Genomic DNA, 18,650 nt, shown 5'->3' with positions numbered 1-18,650 from the left:
ACTGGCTACCTCATTATGCTATGCTTGTCTGGCTGACCTTAGCTACTACTTGGGTGTTGCTTAGTCCGGCAGCGCTGGTGGTAGCACTGTGGCCCAGGTATGCGAATTTTGGCCGAAAGTGGCTGGCACCTATCAATCTGCTACTCACGAGTAGCGCCCTACTTTGGATAGTCTTCACTACTGCTGAATTTGTTCATGCCTGGTAAGCACAAGGTGAATTCGTGCAGTTTGCATACATCAATAGCTACCCTGCAACTTACTGGTGGGCAACTTGGCGGTTTGAAATTCTAATGACCCTGGCCCAACTGTTTTGGGTGTGGCGCTGGCGTAACAGTTGGCGGCTGTCTGTTCTACTCCTATTTAGCTGGTTGGCTTCAGGCTTTACCATAGTATGGCAGTTGGCCCATAACGGCTACCTGCCCTCTAGTCGGCCGATAGCCTATTGGCTACCCTATTTTCTGCCATAAGTTGCTAGTCCCAATAGGGTTGCACACGAGCTTGGCTGGGTTGCCCGGCCGTAAAGGTGGCCGATATAGTATTGGCCCGCTCGGTGTCGCGGAGGCGTAGCTCCCCACATGGGCCACCACTTTGCCGCGCCGATTCGTTGAGGGTAGCACGCAAGCGTTGGCCGTAAGCAGGCCGGAAGTTGGTAATAACGGCTTGCCGAAGCAGATCCTTATCGGGAGTGCGGTAGAACTCAAACGAGTTTCCCTGGTGCCTGACCATCAGGATGGTATCCATCTGCCCGGTTTCGTGTAGGTTGGCAAACGGCTTACGACTCAGCACTTTGGCTCCGGTGCGCATTAACTCTGCTACTGTAGGCTCCTCACCAAATGGCTGACCGGCCAACGTATCGTTGATGAGCGTGCAGGCAGCTTTGGGAGCTTCCGGACGAGCAGGAGCCGCGGGGGTTGGCGCCGGGGTATTTTTAGGCTTAGTAGTAGCAACGGGTGGCTGCTTGGCCTCACAACTCGCCAAGCCTAGTGCACCACATAGCAACAGGATGGACAAGAAGTTATAGGAAGGCGACAGAACTGTACCCATGAGTGTGAAAGTAAGGAAATCAGCCTTTCATACGGAAAGTAGCTGCCGTTGGGCTTGTCAACCGAAAATTTATACCAGCCAGCTAAAGATATATTCTTGGCGCTATTCCGTGCCCATTAGGGTAGCTACCACCCAGCGGCGCCCACCATCGTTGCGGTGCTCCCCCAGATAAATTCCTTGCCAAGTACCTAGTGCCAACTCACCCTTTATGATAGGCAAGCTCACTGCGTGGCCCAACATAGCCGCCTTCAAATGAGCCGGCATATCATCGGGACCTTCCAGCGTGTGGCGAAAATATGGCGCGTTTTCGGGTACTGCCCGGTTGAAATAGCTCTCGAAATCAACACGCACGGTAGGATCGGCGTTTTCGTTGACGCTCAGGCTTGCCGAAGTATGCTGGATGAAAAAGTGCGCCGTTCCAATCCGAATCTGCTCTAGTTCTGGCAGTTCGGCCACCAGCAAGTCGGTAACCAGGTGGAAGCCCCGCCGCACGGCCGGCAGGCGCAAACGTTTCTGAAAGTAGATCATTCGCCTAAGGGTTTACCCGCTCATACGCGCCCAAATCTGGCGCGGTCGTGTTTCGCACCTTATACAGCAAGTCGCGTGGTATTTGGGCGTTGTAGATGCCTTTGTTGCTGGCTGGGGAAAGCGTGTCGAGGCGGTAGTCGTACCGGTCGCCGAAGTTCTCGGGGGAGTGTTTGAACTTGGGAGTGGTGTTGATCTGGTTGCTGTTGTTGTTGAGGCCCAGCTTGCTACCCGCATCGGTGGCAGCCTTGTATTCTTCGGTCCGCAGGATGCTGTTGCGGATAATCAGGTTAGGGCGGTATTGGTCGCCGTTCTTGAAAAACAGCTCATCGACAATCGAGCCCCACACGATGGAATTGTTGATGGTAATGCGGGTGATGTTCGGTTGCGCCGCCCGCGTATCCACTATTTCGTTGGTGAGGCTTAGCGCGGCCGATTTACGCTGAAACTGCGGCGTGTAGTTGGCAATGGTGCAATAATTCAAGTCATATGTACCCCCATAGGCCGCTATAGCGTACTCACCGCAGTTGGTAAACAGGCAATTGCGCAAATCAAAGTCGCCGGAGAAGCTCAAAACGCCGGCTCCGTCGAACCCCTGGCCGCCGCTGGCGAAGGTGAGGGCTGCCCCGGAAATGTTGCGCAGAATGGTGTGCTCGGCTGTTACCTTGGGGTGCGGGCCATTCAGCGGGTTATAAATCAGCAAGCCAAAGCCGGCATTCTTGATTTCCGTGAAGCGTACCACGTTGTTGGTACTGCTGCCGGCCGCAAACTGAATGCCTCGCCACTGCCCCGGTGTATCACTGTAGCCTGCCTCCAGCCGGTCGCCCTGAAAACGCACGAACGTGGCCGTGTCGTTGGGTGCCAGCTCCGTGGCGGGGTTGATGCCTTCGTTGATGCTCAGCCGCCCCTGCACCAGCATACCCGACCCCGCGTGCGAGTAAATGCGCGTGCCCGGCTGAATGCGCAATGTCACGCCGGGGTCCACGACCACAAAGCCGTAGATAACGTGAGGGCGGTTCTTGGGCCAGGTGGTGTTGCGGGTGATATGCTCTTCGATACCATGGAAATAGGCATTCTGTCCGTAAGCTACCAACTTCACTTGCTGGTCGTTGCCGTTGGTACGAAACCGCACCTCATCATCCACCAAAAACGGCTTATTGACGGTGGCGCTAGGGCCAAGCACGGCTTTCACCAGAATCAACAGGCTGTCCTTGCCCCTGATTTCAAGGTTACTAGCGGCGTTTGTTTCGTCGCCGTTCACGATGAGCGAGTAGGTGCCAGGGTTGGTATTCGACAGTTGAATTTGCTCTACCCGCACTGCGCGGTTGTTGCGGTTGTACACCCACAAGCGCTTGCTGACGGTGCCCACCTGCGCGAAAACGGTATCGAATAGCACCGTATCGGCCGAAAATTCCAGCTGGGCGCTACCATCGGTGGTGAGAATGTCTTCCTTCGGCTCGCAACCCGGCAGCAAGCACAGCAACGCCGAAAAAACAAGCAGCAACGGGAGTAGAAAGCGCATAGATGAGTGGGACTAAAATAAACCGTCATGCTGAGCTTGCCGAAGCATCTCTACCGCTTCGTCCTTACATTAGGAATTAGTTTAGCGGCAGAGATGCTTCGGCAAGCTCAGCATGACGGTATAGAATACTACTTCACTTTATCAGCACGACAAACGAATTTCGGCTGGGCTTAGTACGTATTACGACACGCCTTCTTTCAGGCGCTCAGCGCTTTCAGCGAGGCGGAGCTGCTCCACAAAGTCGTCGATGTTACCTTCCATCACGCTGGCCAGGTTGTACACCGTGAAGCCAATGCGGTGGTCAGTTACGCGGCCTTGGGGGTAGTTGTAGGTCCGGATTTTGTCGGACCGGTCGCCACCACCAATCATGCTCTTGCGGGCGGCACCTTCCACCTCGTTCTTCTTGGCCAGTTCGATTTCGTAGATGCGCGAACGAAGCACTTGCAACGCCTTGTCGAAGTTTTTGAGCTGCGACTTCTGGTCCTGGCACTGCGCCACCAAGCCCGTAGGCAAGTGGGTGAGGCGCACGGCCGAGTACGTGGTGTTTACCGACTGCCCACCAGGGCCCGACGACATGAAGAGGTCCTTGCGCACATCATTCATGTCAATCTGCACGTCCAGTTCCTCGGCTTCCGGCATCACCACAATAGAAGCCACCGAGGTGTGAATGCGGCCCTGGGTTTCGGTGGCTGGCACGCGCTGCACGCGGTGCACCCCCGATTCGAACTTCAGCTTGCCGTACACATCCTCGCCTTTCACGGCCAGGATAATTTCCTTGTAGCCACCCGAAGTACCTTCGGTGGCGTCAATCAAGTCCATTTTCAGACCGTGCCGTTCGGCGTAGCGCATGTACATGCGCTGCAAGTCGCCGGCAAAAATAGCCGCCTCGTCGCCGCCCGCACCGGCCCGGATTTCCATGATGACGTCTTTCGAGTCGTTGGGGTCCTTGGGCAGCAGCAGGTCTTTAATCAGCACTTCGAGGCGCTCCTGCTCGGGGTAGAGCGTTTCTAGCTCGTCTTTCGCCATCTGGCGGAAGTCCTCGTCTTTTTCGTTGGCAATGACCTCCTTGGCGTTGTCGATGTTGGCCAACACGTTCTGGTAGGCCTTGTACTCAACAACAATCTTGTTCAGGTCTTTATATTCTTTATTGAGCGTCTTGTAGCGCTTCATGTCGCTCATGGCGTCGGGCTGCGTGAGCTGCTCCGCCACGTCGTTGAACCGCTGTTGGATGGCCTCCAGTTTATCTAGCATCTTGCCTTCAGAGAATTATAGTAGGAATGCAAAGGTACTGAAAACGAACCCGTCCCGAAAGGCCACCACATTGCGTGCGTTCCAGTGGGTTGCGGCCGCCTTCCGCTGCCTATGCTCAGCGGTTGCGTTTCTTCCTTTTGCAACTTTTTTACGAACACTTTTGGGCACTCAAATAGTGCGCAGCGCGCCTATATCTATCTTGCAACACGTTATCCATTTCCTGCACCTTTTATCTTTTTATGAAGCTACTCCTACTTCCTATTAGTGTGCTAGCCCTAGCTGTTACCGCGCAGGCCCAGCAAATACAGTTTGCCGTGAAAGCCGCCGCCGGGTGCTCGTTGCCTACCGGCAAGTATATGCCCACTTACGCAAGGGCGGTGTCCGTATCGGGTAGCGCGGGTGGCTTCGTATTGTCGCAGCCTACTTCCTACGACCACACCTTTCAAGCTAAATCCGGCTTCACGGCTGGCCTGATGGCGCGCTACTCCGCTGCCGGCCGTTGGAGCTATGGAGCTGAATTATTGCTTCAATACCAGCCTTTTGCCATAGAACAGCGCTTTTCGCCGGAAAAAGCTGGCTACGAACGGTATGTTTCCACGGGTAGCGGAATGGTGCAGAACCCGAATGGTAGCTTTGTGATAAATGGAATCGGGTTTGTTAGGGACCAGAATGGCAACATCCTATTGGATGCAAACGGGCGGCCACGCGTTGCCAATGCTATCAGCGAAGCTGATTTACCAACGGTTTACCGTTACTCTATGGCGTCTCTGGAGCTACCATTGTACGCCCGCTACAAAGTGGCAGAGCGGTGGCACTTGCAAGTTGGCGTGGCTACTAGCCTACTCCTAGACAGGCAAGTACGCATCGAAACCTCTTACCCGGAAGCGCAGCCCAATGGCCAGCCGAAAGTGGCTACCACCCGCAAGAAACAGGACGACCCAGCCCTGCGGCTAATTAACTGGCGGTTGGTGGCCGAAACTGAATATCAGCTTACCTCCCGCCTTGCCTGCACGCTGAGCTTGCGGCCTGCTCTCTCGGGTGTGTTCTCTGCTAGCAACTGGCAGAAACGAGCAACTCCCTACCAAGTGAAGCAACACGCCGTGAGCGTAGCGGCGGTATATTTCTTGCAGTAATTCGCGAGCCAGTTGTAGCAGCTTTCCGAATATTCACTACTTTACGGCCAGAAGTACGCACTCATGGCCTTCCTTTCCTTCTCAACGTCCACTATTTCTGCTTGCACCGGCGTCTCTCTGACGACCGGCACCGGCATTATTACAGGTATTACAACCCGCTAGACGGGCTGCGCTACCTCTCCTCCCTTTGATGTTTCGCAGCCCGTCGCCGGCCGCTTCCTAACCAGAAGCCAAGCCGGAACCGACGGGTTTTTTTGTGTCCTTTCACGTCTTATTTCTGTATGCAGGTTCTGAAATTCGGTGGTTCGTCGGTGGCTACGGCGCCCAATCTCCAGCGCGTAGCCCGGCTCGTAGCCGCGGCTGGGCAGCAAGCACCTACTGTGGTAGTTGTATCGGCCCTCGGGGGCACTACCGACGCCCTGATTGAAGCCGGCCGGTTGGCCGCCACGGGGTCGGAAGAGTACCGCACCACCCTCAAGCTGCTGGAAGAGCGCCACTTGGAAGCCGTGCGAGGCCTACTGCCCATCCCCGACCAAAGCGCGGTTCTGAGCCTAGTGAAGACGTACTGCAACGAGCTGGACAGCATCTGCGACGGGGTATTTTCGTTGGGCGAACTGTCGAACCGGACGCTGGACCGGCTGGTGAGTTACGGCGAGTTGCTGTCGTCGCGGCTGCTGGCGGCTTGTTTGAAAGCGCAAGACACGGCGCACTTGTGGCAGGACAGCCGGCAACTCATCCGCACCAACTCCAACTACGGGTTTGCAGCCGTTGACACCGCCGTTACCAACCAGCAGATTCAGGAATTTGTGGCCGCGCAGCCCAGCGCGGTGTACGTGGTACCCGGCTTTATTGGCAGCGATGCGCAGGGCGTTACTACCACCCTCGGTCGCGGCGGCTCCGACTACACGGCGGCTATTTTCGCTGGCGCTTTGGCAGCAACGCGGCTGGAAATCTGGACCGACGTGAGCGGCATGATGACGGCCGACCCTCGCCTCGTGACTCTGGCCCGCCCGATTCCACGTATCTCCTATCAGGAGGCTATGGAACTGTCACACTTCGGCGCGAAGGTGCTGTATCCGCCTACCATTCAGCCGGTCATGAGCCAGGGCATCCCGCTGTGGATCAAAAACACCTTCGCGCCAGAAGACGAAGGCACGCTGGTAGAAGTAAGCCCGCCCGCCAACCAGGATGTGGTGCGGGGCTTGTCGAGTATCTCGCAACTAGCCTTGCTAAACCTGGAAGGCAGCGGCATGGTGGGTATTCCGGGCTTCTCGCGGCGGCTGTTTGGGGCGCTGGCCCAGCAGCGCATCAACGTGATTCTCATCACCCAAAGCTCGTCGGAGCACTCCATCTGCGTGGCCGTGCGGGCCGCCGATGCAGCCGTGGCCCAAACAGTGGTTAACGAGGAATTCAGCACCGAAATAGCCGCCGGTAAAGTGGAGCCGCTGCGTTGCGAAACCGACTTGGCCATTGTGGCGCTGGTGGGCGAGCAAATGCGCAACCACCCCGGCATCAGCGGCCGAATGTTTGGGGCCCTGGGCCAGAACGGCGTGAATATCCGGGCCATTGCGCAGGGCTCGTCGGAGCGGAATATTTCGGCAGTTATCCGCACCGCTGATGTGCGCAAGGCCATCAACGTATTGCACGAAGAGTTTTTCGAGGAGACTACCAAGCAAGTGAACCTGTTTGTGGCGGGCGTGGGCAACGTGGGCAGCAAGCTTCTCGAACAGCTAGCCCGGCAGCAGCTGTGGCTGCGCGAGAAACTGCGCCTGAACCTGCGGGTGGTCGGGCTGGCCAACAGCCGCCAGTTTGTGCTGGCCGAAGAAGGCAGCCTCGACCTTGGCAACTGGCAGGCAGCCTTGGAAAAAGGTCAGCCGCTCGACCTTCAGGAAGTGGTAACTCAGCTTCGCGTCCGCAACCTGCGCAACACGGTGTTCGTGGATGTAACGGCCAGCGCCGACGTGGCTACCATCTACGCATCGTTGCTGGAGAAAAGCATGGCGGTAGTGGCTTGCAACAAGGTGGCTTGCTCGTCGGAATACGCGAATTATGCCCGCCTGAAATCCTTGGTGCGCGAGTTCAATACCGAGTTTCTGTTTGAAACTAACGTGGGGGCCGGCCTGCCCGTTATCGGCTCGCTCAACGACCTAATACGCAGCGGCGACCAGGTGCACCGGATTGAAGCCGTGCTGTCGGGTACACTCAACTTCGTATTCAACCACTACGACGGCACCGTGCCGTTTGCCGAAGTGGTGCGCCAGGCCCAGGCCGAAGGCTACACCGAACCCGACCCGCGCCTGGACCTGAGCGGCACCGACGTGGCCCGTAAGATTCTGATTCTGGCCCGTGAAGCCGGCCAGGAAATGGAGCTGGCCGATATTCACAACGAGTCCTTCCTGCCGGCATCGTGCCTGGAAGGCGACGTGGATGCGTTTTACGGGCAACTGGCGGTGCACGAAGCGCATTTCCGCAGCCTGTATGATGCAGCCGCAGCGCAAGGCAAACGGCTGAAGTTTGTGGCGCGCTACGCCGACGGCCAAGCCAGCGTGGGGCTGCAAAGCGTGGCACCGGGCCACGATTTCTACGTGTTGCAAGGCAAAGACAACGCCGTGCTCTTCTTCACGAACCGCTATCCTGAGCAGCCGCTGGTGGTGAAAGGGGCCGGCGCGGGTGCCGACGTTACGGCCTCCGGCGTCTTCGCCGACATCATCCGGGCCGCCCGGGCGTAGGGTAGTACCAAGCCCTTGCTTCTCGCCTAACAGCCTTCCAAAGAGCCACTTATCGTGTTCCGACACGCGAAGCAACGGCTTCGCGCTACTGCTTTACCTCATGCCTGATTCTGATTTTCTGACGCTGTACTCGCCGGCTACCGTGGCCAACATGGTGTGCGGGTTCGATGTGCTGGGGTTTGCCCTGGAAGCGCCCTACGACACCATGCACCTGCGCCTCACCGAGCAGCCCGGCGTGACCATCACCCACGAAGACGCCTTCGACCTGCCCACCGAACCGGCGCGCAACGTGGCCGGGGCGGCCCTGCTGGCGCTGCTCCGTGCGGCCCCGGCGGGTACCGGCTTCGAGATGCGCATCAACAAGGCTATTCTGCCGGGCAGCGGCATTGGCAGCAGTGCCGCCAGTGCGGCCGGAGCCGTGGTGGGCGCTAATCAGCTGTTGGGCAACATCTTCACGAAGGAAGAACTGGTGCGTTTTGCCATGTTTGGCGAAGAAGTGGCTTCCGGCGCCCAGCACGCCGACAACATTGCACCTGCCATTTACGGCGGCGTTACGCTCATCCGCTCAGCCGAACCACTGGACGTGGTGCCGCTGCAAGCGCCGCCGCTGCACGTCACGGTGGTGCACCCCCAAATTGAAGTGCGCACCGCCGATGCCCGCCAGATCCTCAAGCAGCAAGTCCCGCTGAAAGCTGCCATCCGGCAGTGGGGCAACGTGGCCGGGCTGGTGGCCGGTTTGTTGAAGTCAGACTACCAGCTGATTGGCCGCTCTCTGGAAGACGGTATTGTAGAGCCGGTGCGCAGCATCCTCATTCCGGGTTTTGCCGCCGTGAAAGCACGCAGCCTGGAAGCGGGAGCTTTGGGCGGAGGCATTTCGGGTTCGGGACCGTCTATTTTCATGCTCAGCGAAACCCAAGCCACCGCGCAGGCCGTGGCCGACGCCATGCGGGAAGTGTACCAGCAGCTCGGCGTCGATTTCCACATCCACGTCAGCACGATTAATACCACCGGCGTCCGGTTCAAATAGTAGCGCCGCCGCTACAGCAAGCCCTTAACACCTTCACTATGCGCTACTACAGCCTCAACCAGCAAGCTCCAACCGTTGACTTCCGGGCCGCTACCATTGCCGGCCAAGCGCCTGATGGTGGCCTGTATTTCCCCGAGCGGATTCCGCAATTCTCGCCCGAAGTACTAGCCAACCTGAAAACCATGACGCGGGCCGAGCTGGCCTTCGAGGTGATTCAGCCTTACGTGGGCGACGCTATTCCAACGGATGTGCTACGCAGCATCTGTGCGGAAACCGTGGATTTCGAGTTTCCGCTGGTGCCGGTAACCGGGCAGATAAGCGCGCTGGAACTGTTCCACGGCCCCACGCTGGCGTTCAAGGATGTGGGCGCCCGGTTTATGAGCCGCTGCCTGGGGTATTTCTCGCAGCAGCAAACGGCTCCCGTCACGGTGCTGGTAGCCACCTCCGGCGACACGGGCGGCGCCGTAGCCGACGGATTTCTGGGAGTGGAAGGCGTGGAAGTGGTTATTCTGTACCCATCGGGCAAGGTCAGCCCTTTGCAGGAGTTGCAGCTGACCACCCTGGGCCAGAACATTACGGCCCTGGAAGTGCGCGGCAACTTCGACGACTGCCAGCGGCTGGTGAAGCAGGCTTTCCTCGACCCGCAGGTGTTGGCGCATCGGCAACTCACGTCGGCCAACTCCATCAACGTGGCCCGCTGGCTGCCGCAGCAGTTCTATTACTGCTACGCCCTGCAACAATGGGCGCACGATACGGCGCCAGTGGTAGCCGTGCCCAGCGGCAACTTCGGCAACATCTGCGCCGGGCTCATGGCCCACGCCTCGGGCTTACCCATTGGGCACTTTGTGGCCGCCTGCAACGCCAACTCGGCCGTGGCCGACTACTTGCGTACCGGCATGTTTGCGGCGCGGCCAGCGGTGGTTACGCTCTCCAACGCCATGGACGTGGGCAACCCCAGCAACTTCGGGCGGATTCTGGAGCTGTTTGAGCAGCAGCACGCAGCAGTAAGCCGGCTGGTCAGCGGCGCGGTAGTGTCGGATGCGGAAACTACGGCTACCATTGGGCGCGTGCATCAGCAAACCGGCTACCTCCTCGACCCACACGGCGCCGTAGCCTTCCGGGCGCTGGAAGACTACCTGACAGAGCACCCCGAAGCGCACGGCATCTTCTTGGAAACGGCACACCCCGTGAAATTCCCGGAGGTGGTAGAGCCGGTTATCGGGACCGAGGTGCCGGTACCTGTGGCGGTGCGGGGCCTGTTGTCGCGCACCAAGCAAAGCGTGCTGCTCGAGCCAGACTATGCGGCGTTGCAGGAGTTTTTGCTGCGGTAAATGCCGGCTGCTGGCTGTTGCCGAAACCAGAACGGCCTTTGGCGGGTAGTTGGGGAAGTGCGGCCGTTGTTGTCTCTTTGCGGTGCTGCTTTTCCCTCCTGCCATGCCTCTCGTTTTCCGCCGACTTACCGCTACTGCGCTGCTACTCACCGGGTTGCTGACCGCCTGTAGCTCCGACCAAATTGAGCACATCAAAAACGGCAAGAAGATAGCGCGCGACCTGGAAAATATGACCGTGAAGCGCATTCTACCCGCCGATTTGCTGCGCGCCACGCGCTGGGCCGGTGACTCGCTCACCCACCACGCCGACCGGGAGTTGCGCCGCGTGCTAGCTGAAAAGCTCCAAGCTAGCGGCGTAGCGGGGGCCCTACCCTACTGCCGCCCCGAAACCTTTGCTTCCGTCGACTCGGTAGCGCGGGTGCTGGAGGCTACTGTCCGGCGCCGCAGTGCACGCCCCCGCAACCCGGCCAACCAAGCCACCCTCTCGCCCACCGACCTCGCGCCCGATACTACCCGCCAAGTGGCCCGCATCGGCACCGACGTCTTCAGCTACCAGCGGCCCATCGTGCTGAATGATGCGCTGTGCTTACGCTGCCACGGCGAAGTAGGGAAAGATATTGCGCCGGCCGATTACGCACTTATTACCAAGCAATTCCCGCAGGACAAAGCCACAGGCTACCAGATAGGCCAGGCAATGGGCGTGTGGCAAGTTTCTATGCAACGAACCGGTGTGGCGGAGTTCTATACCATGAAAACACGCAAAATAATGAAGCCTCGCAAGAAGCTGTTTTAAGCCCCTAGCTATTAACCGTTTATTCCTTGTGCGACATTTCTTTCCTGCCTACAGGCGACTACTCGGCCTACTATTTATTCTGCTTGGCAACGCCGCGTACGCGCAAACCCGTGAGCAGCTACCCGCATTTGCCAAGCTAGACGAGTGCTACCGCGTAGTGGGCAAAGACAGCGTCGTGTTCTTCTACTCGCTGGAATACAAGCTCACGCCGCCCGGCTGTGCGGCCATCCGTCGCCACGTCCGCCTCGACAGCGCTGGCCGGTTCTTTGGCTACGTGCGCGACTACCAGCTCAGCAACAACCAATTGCTACTACAAGCCGCGTACCGAGAGGGCAAGCTAGAGGGGCAGTTGGAGTTGTACCACCCAACCGGCGAACTGGCGGCGCGCGGCCGTTATCTCCAAGGCCAGCAGGTCGGTGACTGGGGCTACTGGTACCCGTCGGGCCAACACCGGCAGGTACTCAGCTTCCGCAACGGCCAGTACCCACTCATTCAGCAATTCTGGAACGAAGCCGGCCAGCAGACCGTCAAGAACGGCACCGGCACCTGGTACCGCGACGAAGATGGTATGCGGCTGCAAGGTGCCGTGGTGAGTGGCGTGCAGGATGGCAAATGGTTTCTGCGCCGCCAGCAAAATGGGGCTGTGGTAGCACGGGAAACTTTTGTTAAAGGGAGGTTCCGCGGCGGTTTCCTTATTGACCAGTTGGAGGGCTACCAGGATCAGCCACGCCTTTCCGTCACCGACTGGCAGGGATATCTTATGGCCGACGAATACAAGCTTAGTTTGGCTTGCTCCGGCACCAATTAGCGGCTTCCTTATCGGGCTACCCCAACCTTAGCGCCCATTTTTCAGTTTCGGGTTGATATATGAACGTTCCAGCTTCTGCACAACTCCCCGTCGTCGTGATTGGGGCCGGTATGGCCGGCCTGACCTGCGCTAACTACCTGCATCGCGCGGGCGTGCCCGTAGTGGTACTCGAAGCCACCGAGGCCGTAGGCGGCCGAGTCCGCACCGATGTTACGGCCGACGGCTTCCGCCTCGACCATGGCTTTCAGGTACTCCTCACCAAGTATCCTGAAGTGCAGCGCATGATGGACTACGGTGCCCTCGACCTGAAAGCCTTTCGCTCGGGAGCTGTTATTCGCCTGCCCGACGGGCGCGAAACCACGCTGCAAAATCCGCTGCAAAACCCGCTGGCCGCTTTCCCGGCCCTGACTTCGCCCATCGGCACCCTTGCTGATAAGCTTCGGATTCTCAGCTTAGTGCAGCACGTCCGCAGCCGCACCAGTGAGGAACTGTTGGCCCATCCCGCCACTGATACACTTACTTTCCTGCGGCGCTACGGCTGGAGCGAGCAAATAATTGACACCTTCTTCCGCCCGTTTTTCGGCGGCGTATTTCTCGACCGAAGCCTGACCACCGCCAGCAATTTCTTCGAGTTTGTGTTCAAGCAGTTCGTAGAAGGCGAAGCCACAGTACCAGCGCTAGGCATACAGCAGATTCCCGAACAGCTGGCCCAGCGCCTGCCTGCTGGCACCGTACGCCTCAACTCACCCGTGGAAACTGTAGAAGGTACCACCGTGCGCCTGCGCGGTGGCGAAGCCCTAGCCGCCGCGGCCATAGTAGTAGCCACAGATGGCGACACTACTGCCCGCTTGCTGCCACACCTCCCGCAGCTACACGCTACGGCCTGGCGGCGTACCACCTGCACGTATTTTGCGGCTCCTACCTCCCCTGGCCGTCAGGATAAGCTGCTGCGCCTCAATGCGGCGCCCGGCCACATGGCCCACAACGTCTGCTTTCCTTCTGATGTTTCTCCGGATTATGCACCGCCAGGTAAAACGCTAGTTTCGGTGAGCACTCACGGCGAGCATCATCTACCAGAAACCACTCTCGTAGCTATGCTGCACGCCGAGCTCATGCTCTGGTTTGGCGACGAAGTAGCGCAATGGAAGCACTTGCGCACTTATCACATTCCGCACGCATTGCCTATATACGCCAACGGACCGGCACAGCACCAGGAGCTAAAGCTCAACCCCACCCTCTACCGTTGCGGCGACTACACTGCCTACCCCTCACTTAATGCCGCTATGGCCTCGGGCCGGCAAGTAGCTGAGTTGATTTTAGGTTCTTAGAAAGTTAGGTAGGCTGGGCAATGGTCGGAGTACACCACATCGGGGAGCAGGCCGGCGTCTTTGATGCGAGGCTCCAGGGTTTTGTCTACCAACAGGTGGTCGAGGCGCCAGCCGACGTTGCGCTTGCGCGAGCCTGCCCGGTAGCTCCACCAAGAGTAATGCCCGGTAGCATCGCCGTGGTGGTGGCGAAACGAATCGGTGAAGCCGTCGGCCAGCAAATCCTTGAACCACTGCCGCTCTTCGGGTGTGTAACCGGGGCTGTTTTGGTTGGCTTTGGGATTGTGCAGGTCGATGGCCGTCTGGCAGCAATTGAAGTCGCCACCCACCACCAAGTGCCGACCCTCAACCCGCAATTGGTGCACGTAGCGCCGGAAAAAGTGCAGCCACTCCACCTTGAATGCCTGCCGCTCCGGCCCGCTGGTACCCGAAGGCATATACACGTTTAACACCGAAAAATCGTCGAAATCAAGGCGCAGCACCCGGCCTTCCGTATCGTAGAGCGGCGTACCGCAACCCGTTTCCACATGAGTGGGTAGCTGCTTCGCGAACGTAGCTACGCCGCTGTAGCCGGGCTTTTCCGCAGGATGCAGATACGCATGGTAGCCCAGTTCAGTGAAGCCCGATACGTCCAGCGCCTCCCGTCCGGCCTTGATTTCCTGCACACACAGCACGTCGGGTTGCGCCTCCCGCACCCAATCCAGCAGCCCCTTGCTCAGCGCCGAACGCAAACCGTTCACGTTGTAGCTGACGATGTTCATCAGTTGAATTATTGATTACTAACTAGTTGATTTGTGCGTTGTTGCGCTGCTATTAGACTGACTACCAGCCATGCAACCCTCAACAACTATCTATTCTTCCAAGTCAAAATACTCTAATATGTGCCACTTAAGTAGGCGCTCTTGCTCTTTCAAACTGGCGAAAGGCACTGGTTGCAGGAGGCGGTAGTGAGGCCAGCCTTCCTCGTCCACGTATTCTCGCTCATAATGGCCCGAAAGGCTGAACAGCTTACAGGTGGCAATGTGCATTAGGTCCTGTTTCTGCTCTTTGGTGAATGGCCCGGCCCCCTGGCCCAGCTCCTGCACTCCAATGAGCAACAGCAGCGCGTTCAGGTCGGGCTTCTTGCCGAACCGCTCGCGCATGTCGTTCATCAGCTGCCACCAGCGCGCCTCAAACTCGGCTTCCGTTTCCTGCGGATCTAGGTAGCTCATGCGTCGTGGGAATGCAGCGGCGCGGGCTCAGTGGCCTCTTCCTTCAGGATTTCCCAGTACTCCACCGCCCGCCGGAAGTGCGGAATCACAATGCTGCCACCAATGAGGTTGGCAATGGCAAACACCTCGTAGATTTCCTCGTCGGTCAGCTTCTCCTCGTAGCATTTGCCGAGGTGGTACTTGATACAGTCGTCGCAACGCAGCACCATACTGCACGCCAGCCCCAGCATTTCCTTGGTTTTCACGTCCAAGGCGCCGGCCTGGTAGGTGTTGGTATCGAGGTTGAAAAACCGCTTGATGACTTTGTTATCAGCCGCCATGATTTTCTCGTTCATGCGCTGGCGATACTCGTTGAATTCAGTTACTTGTGACATGTGTGGTTGCTGAGTTAAGTGTGTGCCTTCCAAAGGCGTTGGCAACAGACATACGCTCTGCGAAAGAGCTATTATATTATCTGCTTTGCACTACAAACTTAGTTAAGTTTAAGAGGCCGTCTTTTTCCGCTTGGCTGCTGCAATAAACCGCCGCAGCGACTTATTCATTCGCTATTCACTACCATCTATCAGTAATCAGCTATGCCTCTTCCAGTTATCATTGCCGATTTCGTTGGCCTGATCTTTCCTAAAGTATGTCTGGCCTGTGAGGAACCGCTAAGTCGTGGCGAAGACCACCTATGTACCATCTGCCGGGCCCAACTTCCTTACACTGACTACCACCTGCTGCCTGCCGACGCTAATCCGCTGGCGCGCCGCTTCTGGGGCCGCGTACCCGTACGCTACGCCCTCAGCTATTTGCGCTTCCTGCGGCGAGGCCGAGTACAGCACTTGCTTCATCAGCTCAAATACCGTGGCCAGCGCGACATTGGATTGGTACTCGGCCGCTGGTACGGCCACGACCTTGCTCGGCAAGGTTACCAGTTTGATGCAGTAGTACCAGTGCCGCTGCATACCCGCAAGCTGGCTAAGCGCGGCTACAACCAATCCGACCCGTTTGCCGCGGGCCTCGCCGAAAGTTTGGGGATTCCGTGGCACGCCGATGCCCTCCGCCGCCTAGAGCACACCGATTCGCAAACCCGCAAAAACCGCCTTGAACGGTGGCAGAACGTAGCCGCAGTTTTTGAAGCCGCTGATGTGGCAGCCATCCAGGGCAAGCACGTACTTATAGTAGACGACGTGTTGACCACCGGCGCTACGCTCGAAGCCTGCGCCGCTGCCTTATTAGCCGCGGGCGCCGCCGAGGTCAGCATAGCCACCATTGCCAGCGCTGACCGATAATCACGGATGTTATATCCGGCGTAAAGCTGCTGTGCTTGTTTAAGGCAACTTATTGACTGACACAGTATAAAGTTGAAAAGGCCACCTCATGTGAGGTGGCCTTTTCGTAGTCGTCCACGAAATACGTGAAGCTTACTTGTTGGAACCGGCGTTGATCATAGCGCAACGGAAACCGATAGTAGCCGTGGCCGAGTCTTCACCCATGAAGCGGCGAGTGCCGGGCGAGAGCCAGTAGGCTACGTCGCGCCACGAACCACCTTTGTACACGCGCACGTGGTCGTCGATGAGTGACTGATATCCTTTCTTGTCGTATTTCTCAGCGGGGTCAAGGAAGCCGTTGCGGCGGAAGGGGTTCAAATCTTCCACGTCTTCAAACGAGAGCGGACGGTAGATGTCCTGTACCCATTCATTTACGTTGCCGGCCATGTTGTACAAGCCGTAGTCGTTTGGTGGGTAAGCGTACACATACTCGGTAATCATAGCGCCGTCGTTCAAGGAGCCAGCAATACCAGCGTAGTCACCGCGGCCACGCTTGAAGTTAGCTAGGAACTGGCCCATCTTGCCGCCGTATGGGTTCCGCACTTGGCGACCATCCCAGGGGTAGATACGCTTGTTCTCCTGGTTTTCGTTGCCGGTTTCCTGCGTGCCTACGAGAGCCTGTGCAGCGTATTCCCATTCTGCCTCGGTGGGCAGACGGTAGTTCGGCAGGGTGTTGCCGTTCTCGATGGCGATTTTAGCACCACCTTCCGAAGTACCTTCGGCTGCGTCGCCGCCTTTGTTCTTTTTCTTGAACAAGCCGCCACCGCCACCGCCGCCGTCAGCATTAGCCGCGAGCGTTTCGTTTACTTTAGAAGTACGCCAGGTGCAATAATCGTTGGCCTGCAACCAGCTTACCCCTACTACTGGAAAGTAGCGGAAGCCGGGATAACGTAGATAATAGTCTACGTACGGGTCGTTGAACGACAGTTCGCGGGCCCACACGGTGGTGTCAGGCAAAGCCGACTGGTAGAATTCTTCGGAAGAGTCTTTGCGGATGAAGTGCAAGTATTCCAACCAGTGGATGTTGGCCACTTCAGCTTCGTCCATATAAAAGGAAGCAATAGTAACTGTACGCTCCACGTTGTCGTGGGTCATGGTTACGTCTTCTTCCTGTGAGCCGAGCACCGTGCGGCCACCTTCAATGAAAATCAGGCCGGGGCCTTCAGGAATGCCTTTGTAGTCGGCCACCTTCATGCCCTCCTCGGTGTTGTACTCCATGCCCGTGGTGGAACTGTACTTACCGGGCTTGGTAGCGGTGCCATGGCCGTCTTTGCTACAGGAAGCCAGGACGCAGGCCCCTAGAACCGCAAAATGCAGGTACTTGGAAAAATTCATGATTTAGTATTAAACTACCTGTTAGAAAAGACTTTAGAAGAGGCAAACTGCTGCAATAATACAAAAATTCAAAAGGCCGGACAAGGTGCCGCCGGGTAATTCTGTCGTTTTAGTCGGCGCCAAGCAGCATCAAATGAATCAAACGCGCGAAGTGACAAAGATATTTCGTGCGCCCCACCCAATTCGGCGCTCAACGCGCTGAGGCCTATATCGTAAGCATATCCCACCCGAAAGGCTCCAACGGTGAGCCCTGCAATAGCCGTTAGGATTTGCTGTGGCTTAGGCGCGCCCGGCAATGGCACACCTCGATACACCAGCCCGAGCGTGAGTGGCGTAACCGTACCGTACAATCCCAACTCAGCCCGCTCGGAACCGCCTTGGCGCACATAGTGCGCAGTGGGCGTCAAGCTGATTTCACGGTACTGCTGCTTCTCGGTGCGGCGCACAAAGTAGTGTTTGTAGCCCGTGCTCAACTCATAGCGCAACGGCAAGCTGGCCTGGGTCCGAAAACCTATATCAGGCTGGTTGAGATGCTGCCCTGCCAATGATACCCAGAAGTTCTCGGAGTAGAGTAGCATGCCTACGCCCACGCTGGCATAATTAACCGGCTTGAAGTCAATTGGCTCCCGCGTAGGCATGTCGGTGGATCCATCTTCGGAAAGCTGGTCGCCGAAAACGAGGTTTCCGTAACTGATGCGCTGGTTGCCGTAGCTGGCCCGCAGCCCCCCGCTGAACGCCAAGGTTTTGGTAAGCCGGGTGTGGTAGGCGTAGATGCCGCCCACCTCAAACCGGGTGTAGCCGAGGCCACCGGTCCGGTCGTGGTTGATGAGCAGGCCCACGGCATTATGCTGATCCTCAAACCGATAGTCGGCAGCTAGCTGGCTGGTTTGAAACGTACCGGCCAGCGTTGGAAACTGGTTGCGGTAGCTCAGCGTAATGCTGGCATCGTCGAGGAAGCCGGCAAAAGCGGGGTTCTGGTGCAAGCGCGAAGCGTATGGCTGCGCGAAATACAGGTCCTGCGCGGCGGCTGGCAATGCCAGCGCCAAAGCCCCGGCCAACAACGGCTGCCGTAGCGTGCGAGTCCCCATAGTTCTGCATCCAATCTGCCCCATTCTCAACGTAATAAACGAGCGACCAACGGCTCCTAGTGCCCGGTCGAGGTTCTTTGCCGAAACTAAATTGCTGAATTTCTTGCTCATTAGTAGAATATCGGGGCCATAAATCGATGAGTGGCCTCGTTTTCTGGCCCAGCACCCCGAGCCCACAAGATAGGGCTGCTATTTTTGCGGCAGTCCGAAACAGC

At 57.8% G+C, this 18,650-nt stretch carries 17 protein-coding genes; 8 read left to right on the top strand and 9 right to left on the bottom strand.

Annotated elements, in window-relative coordinates; all coding sequences use genetic code 11:
* Positions 1-471 precede the first annotated feature (471 nt).
* The 4 genes from G536_RS29320 to prfA form a co-directional block, all read right to left on the bottom strand.
* Positions 472-1,044, bottom strand: coding sequence for a hypothetical protein (locus G536_RS29320; RefSeq protein ID WP_022825708.1), 573 nt, complete (start codon positions 1,042-1,044; stop codon positions 472-474).
* Between the two features lie 102 nt (positions 1,045-1,146).
* Complete coding sequence (locus G536_RS0121685) at positions 1,147-1,572, bottom strand: secondary thiamine-phosphate synthase enzyme YjbQ (protein ID WP_022825707.1); 426 nt, start codon at positions 1,570-1,572, stop codon at positions 1,147-1,149.
* 4 nt (positions 1,573-1,576) lie between these two features.
* Positions 1,577-3,091, bottom strand: a complete 1,515-nt coding sequence (locus tag G536_RS0121680; RefSeq protein WP_022825706.1) for a hypothetical protein — start codon at positions 3,089-3,091, stop codon at positions 1,577-1,579.
* 180 nt (positions 3,092-3,271) lie between these two features.
* Positions 3,272-4,342 (bottom strand): peptide chain release factor 1, encoded by a 1,071-nt coding sequence (prfA, locus tag G536_RS0121675; protein WP_022825705.1) that lies wholly within the window; start codon positions 4,340-4,342, stop codon positions 3,272-3,274.
* A gap of 239 nt (positions 4,343-4,581) precedes the next feature.
* On the opposite strand from prfA, the gene G536_RS0121670 reads away from it, so the two are divergent.
* From G536_RS0121670 to G536_RS0121635, 7 genes are all read left to right on the top strand, one after another.
* Positions 4,582-5,475 (top strand): outer membrane beta-barrel protein, encoded by an 894-nt coding sequence (locus tag G536_RS0121670; RefSeq protein WP_022825704.1) that lies wholly within the window; start codon positions 4,582-4,584, stop codon positions 5,473-5,475.
* Between the two features lie 281 nt (positions 5,476-5,756).
* Positions 5,757-8,204, top strand: a complete 2,448-nt coding sequence (thrA, locus tag G536_RS0121660) for a bifunctional aspartate kinase/homoserine dehydrogenase I (protein WP_022825702.1) — start codon at positions 5,757-5,759, stop codon at positions 8,202-8,204.
* Between the two features lie 100 nt (positions 8,205-8,304).
* Positions 8,305-9,231, top strand: a complete 927-nt coding sequence (locus G536_RS0121655; RefSeq protein ID WP_022825701.1) for a homoserine kinase — start codon at positions 8,305-8,307, stop codon at positions 9,229-9,231.
* A 38-nt stretch (positions 9,232-9,269) separates the two neighbouring features.
* Positions 9,270-10,562, top strand: coding sequence for a threonine synthase (gene thrC / locus G536_RS0121650; protein ID WP_022825700.1), 1,293 nt, complete (start codon positions 9,270-9,272; stop codon positions 10,560-10,562).
* 103 nt (positions 10,563-10,665) lie between these two features.
* Positions 10,666-11,355, top strand: coding sequence for a c-type heme family protein (locus G536_RS0121645; RefSeq protein WP_022825699.1), 690 nt, complete (start codon positions 10,666-10,668; stop codon positions 11,353-11,355).
* A gap of 28 nt (positions 11,356-11,383) precedes the next feature.
* Positions 11,384-12,163 (top strand): toxin-antitoxin system YwqK family antitoxin, encoded by a 780-nt coding sequence (locus G536_RS0121640; protein ID WP_022825698.1) that lies wholly within the window; start codon positions 11,384-11,386, stop codon positions 12,161-12,163.
* A 59-nt stretch (positions 12,164-12,222) separates the two neighbouring features.
* Positions 12,223-13,491, top strand: coding sequence for a protoporphyrinogen/coproporphyrinogen oxidase (locus tag G536_RS0121635; protein WP_022825697.1), 1,269 nt, complete (start codon positions 12,223-12,225; stop codon positions 13,489-13,491).
* Here the strand turns inward: G536_RS0121635 and G536_RS0121630 are convergent.
* The 3 genes from G536_RS0121630 to G536_RS0121620 form a co-directional block, all read right to left on the bottom strand.
* On the bottom strand, positions 13,488-14,249 hold the full coding sequence (locus G536_RS0121630) for an exodeoxyribonuclease III (RefSeq protein ID WP_022825696.1): 762 nt from the start codon (positions 14,247-14,249) through the stop codon (positions 13,488-13,490). The genes G536_RS0121635 and G536_RS0121630 overlap by 4 nt on opposite strands.
* Positions 14,250-14,339: 90 nt before the next feature.
* Positions 14,340-14,699 (bottom strand): hypothetical protein, encoded by a 360-nt coding sequence (locus G536_RS0121625; protein ID WP_022825695.1) that lies wholly within the window; start codon positions 14,697-14,699, stop codon positions 14,340-14,342.
* Positions 14,696-15,073, bottom strand: a complete 378-nt coding sequence (locus tag G536_RS0121620; protein ID WP_022825694.1) for a carboxymuconolactone decarboxylase family protein — start codon at positions 15,071-15,073, stop codon at positions 14,696-14,698. The genes G536_RS0121625 and G536_RS0121620 overlap by 4 nt, the downstream gene beginning before the upstream one ends.
* Positions 15,074-15,274: 201 nt before the next feature.
* Here G536_RS0121620 and G536_RS0121615 point away from each other — a divergent pair, with 201 nt between their 5' ends.
* Entirely contained in the window at positions 15,275-15,973 is a 699-nt protein-coding gene (locus tag G536_RS0121615) for a ComF family protein (protein WP_022825693.1), read from the top strand.
* A gap of 132 nt (positions 15,974-16,105) precedes the next feature.
* Here G536_RS0121615 and gldJ read toward each other — a convergent pair whose 3' ends face one another.
* Together gldJ and G536_RS0121605 are read right to left on the bottom strand one after the other, a co-directional pair.
* Positions 16,106-17,347 carry a gliding motility lipoprotein GldJ gene (gene gldJ, locus G536_RS0121610; protein WP_022825692.1) on the bottom strand — a complete coding sequence of 414 codons (1,242 nt, stop codon included), beginning with the start codon at positions 17,345-17,347 and terminating at the stop codon, positions 16,106-16,108.
* 68 nt (positions 17,348-17,415) lie between these two features.
* Positions 17,416-18,435 carry a PorP/SprF family type IX secretion system membrane protein gene (locus tag G536_RS0121605; RefSeq protein WP_071837791.1) on the bottom strand — a complete coding sequence of 340 codons (1,020 nt, stop codon included), beginning with the start codon at positions 18,433-18,435 and terminating at the stop codon, positions 17,416-17,418.
* Positions 18,436-18,650: the final 215 nt, after the last annotated feature.

The organism is Hymenobacter norwichensis DSM 15439, from assembly GCF_000420705.1.
Classification (GTDB): domain Bacteria; phylum Bacteroidota; class Bacteroidia; order Cytophagales; family Hymenobacteraceae; genus Hymenobacter; species Hymenobacter norwichensis.
Note: the sequence above shows the minus strand (reverse complement) of the source record. Positions and strands in the feature narration are given on the sequence as shown.